Annotated in this window: 8 protein-coding genes; 7 read left to right on the forward strand and 1 reads right to left on the reverse strand. The window is 32.5% G+C overall.

Annotated features, from left to right (window positions below; genetic code table 11):
- Nucleotides 1-76 precede the first annotated feature (76 nt).
- From BM024_RS00985 to BM024_RS01015, 7 genes are all read left to right on the forward strand, one after another.
- Nucleotides 77-946 carry a hypothetical protein gene (locus BM024_RS00985; RefSeq protein WP_090677588.1) on the forward strand — a complete coding sequence of 290 codons (870 nt, stop codon included), beginning with the start codon at nt 77-79 and terminating at the stop codon, nt 944-946.
- 532 nt (nt 947-1,478) lie between these two features.
- Nucleotides 1,479-2,048 carry a hypothetical protein gene (locus BM024_RS00990; protein ID WP_090677589.1) on the forward strand — a complete coding sequence of 190 codons (570 nt, stop codon included), beginning with the start codon at nt 1,479-1,481 and terminating at the stop codon, nt 2,046-2,048.
- Between the two features lie 98 nt (nt 2,049-2,146).
- Complete coding sequence (locus tag BM024_RS00995; protein ID WP_090677590.1) at nt 2,147-2,944, forward strand: DUF3324 domain-containing protein; 798 nt, start codon at nt 2,147-2,149, stop codon at nt 2,942-2,944.
- Nucleotides 2,937-5,615: a TonB-dependent receptor gene (locus BM024_RS01000; protein WP_090677591.1), complete on the forward strand. Its 2,679-nt coding sequence runs from the start codon at nt 2,937-2,939 to the stop codon at nt 5,613-5,615. Before BM024_RS00995 ends, BM024_RS01000 begins: the two co-directional genes overlap by 8 nt.
- Nucleotides 5,612-6,157, forward strand: a complete 546-nt coding sequence (locus BM024_RS01005) for a hypothetical protein (protein ID WP_090677592.1) — start codon at nt 5,612-5,614, stop codon at nt 6,155-6,157. Before BM024_RS01000 ends, BM024_RS01005 begins: the two co-directional genes overlap by 4 nt.
- 4 nt (nt 6,158-6,161) lie before the next feature.
- On the forward strand, nt 6,162-6,725 hold the full coding sequence (locus BM024_RS01010) for a hypothetical protein (RefSeq protein ID WP_090677593.1): 564 nt from the start codon (nt 6,162-6,164) through the stop codon (nt 6,723-6,725).
- Between the two features lie 283 nt (nt 6,726-7,008).
- On the forward strand, nt 7,009-8,538 hold the full coding sequence (locus BM024_RS01015; protein WP_090677594.1) for a SulP family inorganic anion transporter: 1,530 nt from the start codon (nt 7,009-7,011) through the stop codon (nt 8,536-8,538).
- 133 nt (nt 8,539-8,671) lie between these two features.
- Here the strand turns inward: BM024_RS01015 and BM024_RS01020 are convergent, their stop codons facing one another.
- On the reverse strand, nt 8,672-9,178 hold the full coding sequence (locus BM024_RS01020) for a GNAT family N-acetyltransferase (protein WP_090677595.1): 507 nt from the start codon (nt 9,176-9,178) through the stop codon (nt 8,672-8,674).
- Nucleotides 9,179-9,242: the final 64 nt, after the last annotated feature.

A 9,242-nucleotide genomic window follows, 5' to 3' on the forward strand; every position in this document is an offset into this window, starting at 1 on the left:
GCTTTGTACTAGGTTGTTTGATAAAAAAAAGTAATTTTACCTTCTAATTTTCTAGTAAAAAACTAAATCACCTAAAATGAATATCTTATATTTTGTATTTGGAAATAATATTGAACATTATCAACAAATATATTTTTCCATTTACACCGCTCTGAAAAATAAAGCTGCAGATGATAAGGTAATTGTTATTGCCGAAAATAGTAGCTATTTTAATTATTTGAAGGATGAGATAGAAATAATTGATATAAATCAGCAAATAGTTCAAGAATGGGCGGGGCAATATCATTTCTTTTGGAGGGTTAAAGTAAAAGCACTTGAATTGATTGCTACTAAATATCCTGATAAGCATATTATGTACTTAGATGGTGACACGTTTATCTTTAAAAATTTAGAAAGTATAAAGCAGGCTTTGAATCAAGGACAAAATTTCATGCATTTGAATGAAGGAAAGCTGTGTGAATTAAAAACAAAAACGGAGCGCACTATGTGGCGCCAAATGAAGCATAAGACTTTTGCTGGCATTGTGATAAACGAGGAAACTTGTATGTGGAATGCCGGATTAATTGCTATTTCAAAAGAGCATTTAGGGGCTATAAATCTTGCACTACAATTAACTGATGAAATGTGTGCAGCTGGTGTTACTAGACGTTTAATAGAACAGTTTTCTTTTGGCGTTGCTACCAATCATTATGTAGCATTAAAAGCTGCAGATGAATGGGTAGGGCATTATTGGGGTAACAAACCTCAATGGAATGAAGTAATTACTACTTTTATTAAAAAATGCTATATGCAAAACTTAACACTAGAACAATCTTTAGAAGCTATTGATCAGTTACCCCTTAAAGATTATCCTATCTCAGTTAGAAATTCAAGTACACAAAGAAAATTGAAGAACCTCATCGATTCTTTTTATAAGGACAAAAAAGCTATTTATTCTAAATTATAGATAATAGAGCCTAAGACAAAACATAGTCTTAGGCTTTTTTATTTCTGTATTTCTGCACCTTAAAATTAACAAATTCCCGAATATCCGCATTGACGTGTTCACGCATCAGAATCATTTCATCAACAAATTTATCTTCTTGTTTGTGATCGATCAAATCTGTTGGGGTCAATTGTTATTTTAGTCTATTGGATAAAAACTTAACGATTGGTCTTGTTCCTTAATCTTTTTATACAATATATAGTAGTCTAAGGCTTTTTTGTATTTCTGTATTTCTGCGTTTTCAAATCAATAAATTCCTGAATATCCGAATTTACTTATTATGGAAATTATATTTTTACTCTCCTAAAAGCTGTTATTTTATGTTTTTTAAAAATCGAGTTTTAATGAGTAATTCTCATGTATTTTGAATGGATACTGTTTTTGTGATTTTATTAATGTTTTTTAACTATTAAATTTTAATAATTATGAGTTCAATTATTAAGATATTCGTAGTTTGTTTTTACATTTGTATAAACACTTTATTGATTTAATTATGAAAAAAAACGCATTTTTAGTTGCTGTATTTTCAATGGTAGCTTTAGCTCAAGCTCAAGCTCAGACTGGCGATTCCGAAACGGATTCTCACACTATAGGTATTACGATTCCAACAGTGGCTCTTGTTGATATTGAACCTGTAGGATTTAAAAACATTGTAATGGATTTTAAAGCTCCTACAGAGGCAGGTTTAGCTCTTGAATCACCAGATGAGAATACTGCTTTATGGTTAAATTATTCTTTCATTCCATCTGATATTGGAAAAACAGCGAGTGTGTCTGTTGCAATTGATGCTGTCAATCCTAAGTTTGAAATAAAGGTACAAGCAGCAGCAGCTTCAGGTTCTAGTAGTGGTGGTAAACTTGGTTCTAATGCATCTGGAATAATTACACTTTCCGCTACCGGACAAAATATTGTTACTGATATTGGTGCTTCGTATACCGGTGATGGAGCTAATAGCGGACACAACTTAACTTATTCGCTTAATACTATTTCAGGTTCTTATGCTACATTGATTGCAATCGATAATCCAGAAGTAACAGTTACCTATACGATTAGCGAACAATAGTTAATTAATTGAATATTTAAAAAGTGTCGCTTATACAATTTTAAGAGACACTTTTTTGTTTTTACTATTTGATGGTGTAATCTTTATATTTCTTAAAAATGACTTTTAAAAAACTACTTTTTTTCATTGGACTTTTCTTTATATCTGTTAATTTGTTCGCAAGTATTATTGTTACCAACGGTTTAACACATAGTTATAAGGTGAAAGGAGGGACGGTACAAAAGGGCGTTATTTCTATTCAAAATACAGCTGATGTTTCGCAAAATGTGAAACTATACCAGCAGGATTATAAGTATAATACTTCTGGAGCTTCTTTTTATGAAGATTATGGAAAAAATGAACGAAGTAATTTAAAGTGGATTCGCTTAAACAGTAATTTGGTTAAAATTGATGCTAAGAGTAAAACCAATGTATCCTATGAGATTACAGTTCCTGATAATATAATTATAGGAAGTACTTGGAGCGTTATTATGGTAGAACCTGTTGATGATATTGTTCCTACAAATGACAAACGAGGAGTTCAATTAAAATCTGTGATTCGTTATAGTATTCAGATTATAACTACAAACGAGGAGGCAGGGGAATCTTTATTAAAATTTGATGCTGTTAATTTAAACAATCGCGACGGAAAGTCGCTTTTGGATGTAGCAGTTTCAAATCAGGGGAGTCTGTTTCACTATGTGGAAGTTTCTATTGAATTATTCGACAGTGAAAATGGGAAAAACATGGGTGTTTTTAAAAGTGATAAAATGAGTCTTTTACCTACTAATTCTAAATTGTTCGTTATAGACTTAAGTTCAATGCCTCCGGGTTCTTACACAGCTTCTATTCTTGCTAACACCACTGAGGATAATGTTTTTGGATTGAATATTGAATTAAATTTATCTAATGAATAAAATAGTAATTATACTATTATGCTTTATTCCTTACATTTTTCAGGCACAAGAGTTCTCTATTGATTTAGTAAATGAAAAAACATTACTAACGCCTGGAAAAGTTCAATCGTTGGTTTTTAAAATTACCAACCCATATTCCAATACAGTAAACTTTACTCCAGAAATTACATTGCCAAAGGGTTGGACTTTGGCTGCCATCCCTTATGAGCTTACCCTAGAAGCTCAAGAATCTAAGATTTATATAGTTTCCGTTGATGTGCCAATCTATGCTTCAGAAGTAGAATACAATATTGGTTTTATTTTAAACGATGTGATGAATGACCGTGTGCAGGTGAAAAGGTTTGCGCTTTCGGTTAAGAAAGTGCAGAAGATTGGATTAGAGGTTATTTCAAAAACAAAATATGTTAAAGCAGGAGATACTATTCACAGTTCTTTTATTCTTAAAAATGAAGGGAATTTGGAAGAAACTGTTTTTATTTCTCCATCTGCGGGTACATTTATTAAAGGGGATAATCCAATTTTATTGTTGCCAGGAAAGTCAATTACGATCGAAGCTTTTCAAATTACGGACTCAAAACAAGTACGACCTTCCCAAAATCTTTTGAAATTGACAGCTTCTTTGAAAACAGATTCAATACAAACGGTTTTTGCTTCTCAGCAAACAGATGTTATTCCGATGTTTCAAGTGAATGATGATATTTGGCTTCGTTTTCCTATTAAAGTGTCTGCTTCTTATATGGGTGGACATTATTACGATGATTTTAAAACGGGTTTCCAAGGCGAAATCTATGGAAAGGGTAGTCTGAATGAAGAGAATACAAAAGAGCTTGAATTTAGAGCTATTGGCCCTGATAGATTTAATCTTACTAGCTTCTCTCAATATGAGGAGTACTTTGTTAATTATAAGTCTCCATATTTCTTTGTACATCTGGGAGATAAGACATTTTCTTCTTCTACATTAACGGAGTTTGCCAGATATGGAAGGGGAGTAGAGTTGAGAAAGAAAATAAATAAAGTAGAACTCGGTGGCTTTTATAATAAGCCTCGTTTCTATAATGATATTAAGGATGAGTTTAATCTTTATGCTAAGTTTGACTTTAATTCTAAAAACAATATACGTTATGGCTATTTGCTTAAACGCATGGAGGATGACATTGTAGATAATCATCTACATTATGTTTATGGGGAAGGGAATCTTTTTAATAAAATTGATTTGCAAGGGGAGTATGCTATTAGCGAACATGGGAATACGCAAGGGCAAGCATGGCAGCTTCAAGGCCAAGCTTATTTTAAAAACTTCAATATAAATGCAGGTTATATTTATGCGTCTCCTGCTTTTTCGGGTTATTATACAAATACTGATTTCTTTACTTCTAATGTCAATTATCGCATTCTACCAAAATTGAGCTTGACTGCTAATTATCAAAAGGATGCTAGAAATTTTGAGAAGGATACTCTTTATAGTGCTGCACCTTATAGAGAACGTCTCCAACTAGGGGTGCGATATAATTATTTAAAAAGAGGTGCTATTTCTGCTTTTCACGGTGTTCAAGAATATGAAGATCGAATGGAGCAAAAACAATTTTTTTATAAAGAGGTATTTAATCGCTTAGAGTTATTACAAGATTTTTCAAACTTCACTTTGAATCTCCAAGCATTTTTTGCCGAAACGACTAATTTTCTGACAAATTCAATGGGTAAGTCTTCTTTATATACTGCGAATGTCAGTTATAATTATAAAGAGAGCTCTTTTAATCTTTACGGAAGTTATTCTAAGGCAAATCGATATGAAATGATGGATGATGAACAGTTTTTATTTGGAGGTAGTATTAATACGGTTCTTTTTAAGAAGTTAAATGCTCGTGTTTTCTATCAAAACACTTACTATTTGGAAGATTACTATACAGACCGTAATCTTTTCGAACTGTCTTTAAATTATAGATTAACTCCAAGACAGCAGATAGATTTGATATCGAGATACACTTTGCCACAACGCCAAATTGAAAAGAAGGATTTTTCATTCTCTCTAAGATATACTATTGATATAAATGCACCTATTAAAAAGATAAAGGATTATGGAACTCTTCGCGGAAATATTACTAACTTACATAATGTGAGGCTAGAAGGGTTGAAAATCTATTTGGGTAGTCATGCCGCTTTGGTGGATAGTAAAGGTGATTTTGTTTTTAAAAATGTTAAACCAGATACTTATTTTCTTGAAATTGATCAGGAAACTCTTGGTATAAAAGATATTCCGGATATTGCTGTTCCAATTAAGATAACAATATTAGAAGGTGAAAATTATATTAATTTTGGATTGACGAAGGCTTCAAATGTAATAGGTACTATTGTATTTGAGAAACCATTCGTCGGTGAAAATAAACAAAGTGTTATTGTTGAATTATCTTCTGATACGGAGGTTATTAGAAAGATATGCGATGTGACAAAACCATTTGATTTTACTTATTTAAAACCAGGGGATTGGAAACTAAAGGTTTATAATAATGGATTAGATGCTAAATATAAAATTGAAACAAATGAGTTGAATTTTAGCCTAAGCCCTGATGAAGAAAAGGTTGTTAGTATAAAGATTAGTGAGAAAAAAAAAGATATAAAATATTTACAACAACCTATTAAAGTAGGTTTTAATAAATCAATAGTAAAACAATGATTTTGCGCCCGTTTCAGTTTCGTTTGAGTTTATTGCTGTTTTTGTGTGGCACTTATTTTCTTATAGCACAAACAGGTAGTCGTAGTGTGAGTTTTAATCTTTCAGAAGTCGCTTTGTTAGATGTTGAACCCGCAGCAAGTTATATTAACCTTGCGATGAATATTCCTACAGAGGCAGGGAAAGCTGTTTCAATGCCTGAGGTAAATGTCACAAAGTGGTTGAATTACACCTCTGCTATTCGAACAGGAGCTCCAAAAAGGTCTGTCTCTGCTCAAGTAGATCAGTTAATAGAGGGTGTAACATTGAAACTACAAACTGGGACTGCCAGTGGTAGCGGTGGTGGATTATTGGGTACTTCTGCGGGTAATGTTGTATTGACTACATCACCTGCCGTAATTATTATTGGAATTGGCGGAGCTTATACTGGGATTGGCATAAATAATGGTCATCTTTTGAGTTTTTCGTTAGAGGTTAATGATTATAAAAAATTAGTTCAAACGACGGATAAAATAATTACCATAACGTATACCATAAGTAATTAAGATTATGAGAAATAATAAAACAATAGCTTTTGTGGTAAAAACACTTCTCTTAGGTTTTTTCTTATTTGTGAAATCTCCCTTGCATGCACAAACTATTAACTTAGCTGGGAGTAATTGGAATCTAACTATTCCTTCAATTACCCAAGCAGGGACGGATTATGCTGGAACTTATGAGAGTAGTAATAATTTAATTACGATTTCAGGTAGTCTACCTAATTCTTTTCTTAATTTGTTAGGTGGGCGTTCTGCCAAAGTTAGTGTACACTATGTTCCGAATTCTTGGAATAATGGGTTGCATCTTTATGCAAAAAGAATAGGTGGAACTGCAAGTGTTGGTGGAATATGTGTTGGTTGTAGTGCTACGATAAATGATGGACTTAATTATGTTGAAATCCCACAAGGAATAGATAATACTTTATTTACTATTAAATTTAATGGAGTATTAGGACTTCTTACTAGTGTAACTTATTCTAATGTTAATGTTCAATTGAAACTAAGCGGTGTTTCTGTTGCCTTACCCGTAGATAGTTATAATGCTACGATTGTTTTCACAATTGGAGCGTTGTAAGGATATCCTATTTTGAGTGTTTTTTATAATACTTAAATTTTATAGTTAAAGCTAAATGTCGGTTTCTAAACACAAAATTACAGAGTCTTTTTAATACTTGTATTTGAATTTTAAGTTTACTTTTGCAACGCATGTGATATGTGTAGAATTGAAGATCAATTTGTCTTGATTTATTATATATCCTAGATTGAATCCGTATTTTACAATTAAGACTCATTTTGTAAATACAATGTTTATTTTGTAGTCGGATATTAACTTTATACTATCTCAATTTAACTTCTTAATGGAAAAAGCGCTGTCTTTTATCAGTATACCTAATCTTAATTATAAGAATGAAATTCTCGCTGGTTTAACGGTTGCTATGACCATGATTCCAGAATCAATTTCTTTTGCAATTCTAGCTGGTTTATCTCCGTTAACAGGACTTTATGCAGCATTTTTAATGGGATTGGTTACCTCAATTCTTGGAGGAAGACCTGGAATGGTTTCTGGTGGTGCAGGCGCTACTGTAATTACTTTGATTGCTTTGGCTAGTTCTCATGGTGTTCAATATCTATTTGCCGCTGTAATTCTAGCTGGTTTAATACAGTTTTTAGTCGGAGCTCTCAAACTTGGTAAATTCGTGCGGCTAATTCCTCAACCGGTTATGTATGGTTTTTTAAATGGTTTAGCTATTGTAATTTTTATGGCTCAGTTGGAACAATTTAAAGACCCTGAGAATGGTTCTATGTGGATGAGTGGTTCGTCACTATATTTAATGGCAGGACTCACAATGCTAACGATTTTAATTGTCATTGGGTTGCCTAGACTTACAAAGGTTGTTCCGTCTTCTTTGGTTGCTATTTTTGTTGTGTTTGGAATAGTGGCATTTTTTGGAATTGAAACTAAAAAAGTGATAGATATAGCTTCTATTAGTGGGGGTTTACCTAGTTTTAATATTCCAGAAATTCCTTTTACTTTGGATAGTCTAAAAATAATTTTTCCGTATGCTTTAATCATGGCTACTGTAGGGTTGATAGAATCTCTATTGACTTTGAATATGGTTGATGAAATAACTGCTACTAAAGGAAATTCTAATAGGGAGTCTATAGCTCAGGGGACAGCTAATATAGTTAACGGGTTTTTTGGTGGAATGGGTGGCTGTGCCATGGTTGCTCAAACTTTAGTGAACATCAATGCTGGAGCTAGGTCTAGATTATCTGCATTTGTTGGTGCTATTGCTATTCTTGTAATTATATTATTTGCGGGCCCTTTTATAGAGAAAATACCTATGGCGGCTCTTGTAGGAGTCATGATGATAGTTGCGATTAAGACATTTCAGTGGTTTAGTTTCAGGATTGTAAATAAGTTTCCTAAGTCAGATATTTTTGTAGGTATCCTAGTTGCTCTTATTACGGTTATTCTTCATAATCTAGCCGTTGCGGTTCTTGTTGGAGTAGTTTTATCTGCTTTGGTATTTGCTTGGGACAACGCGAAACGGATACGAGCTAGAAAGTACATTGATTCTGAAGGGGTTAAGTATTACGAGATATGTGGTCCATTATTTTTTGGTTCGACTACCGCGTTTTTAGAAAAGTTTGATCTCAATGAAGATCCAGATCGAATTGTTGTTGATTTTAAGGAAAGTAGAATCGTTGATATGTCTGCGATTGATGCTTTACACAAGATTACGGGAAGATATGCTAAACTTGGTAAAAAAATACATTTACGCCATCTTAGTGATGATTGTAGAACTCTTTTGAACAATGCAAGTGGTGTTATAGAAGTAAATATTGAGGAAGATCCTACTTATATAGTAATGCCAAGGGATTAATTGTCATGTACTAGAATGATTTGAATGAAAATTATATATAAACAGTTCAACTAAATACCTGTGTAGTTCATTGGAAAGAGAGTTAATATGTGAAGTGACTAAGAAAAGAACTGCGTTAAGCAGTTCTTGGTAACTAGGTATTTTTATCGATGCTTTTTAATATCAGTTTTTCTGTAGGTAAATTGTCCTCAACACCTATGAAATAGCTTTTGAATCCGAATTTTTCTAATAGCTTTCTAGATGCTAAATTTTCTGGGTCTATAATAGCAATAATATCTAAATTTGGAAAGGAGTTAGCTGCAAGCGAAAGTAGTTTAGTGCATATATTGGTTCCTAAACCTTTTCTCCAATTCTCTTTTTTAAGAATATAACCAATTTCAAGTACTGAATTGTCATTTATGTGAGGTTCCAGTTTGCAGTGGCCAAGGTATCTACCTTCTTGATTTAAGACTCTAAAGAACCCTAATTCCGATTCTTTCTCGTTGGTTTCAATGATTGTATTAAATTTATTTACTGTTTCTTCTTCAGTCAATCCCTTCCCCGAAATATAGAACATTAGTTCATCATCTTGGACTAGATTTTTAAAAGTATTATAGTCTTCTTGTATATATTTAAGCAATGTTATTCTTTGTTTTTCCATGGCGAAATTTAAAGAAAAATAAATTAACAGATAGATAGGCAAGTTGTAAAATGATGTTATAAAA

The sequence above is a fragment of the Myroides guanonis genome (assembly GCF_900114085.1).
GTDB lineage: Bacteria > Bacteroidota > Bacteroidia > Flavobacteriales > Flavobacteriaceae > Flavobacterium > Flavobacterium guanonis.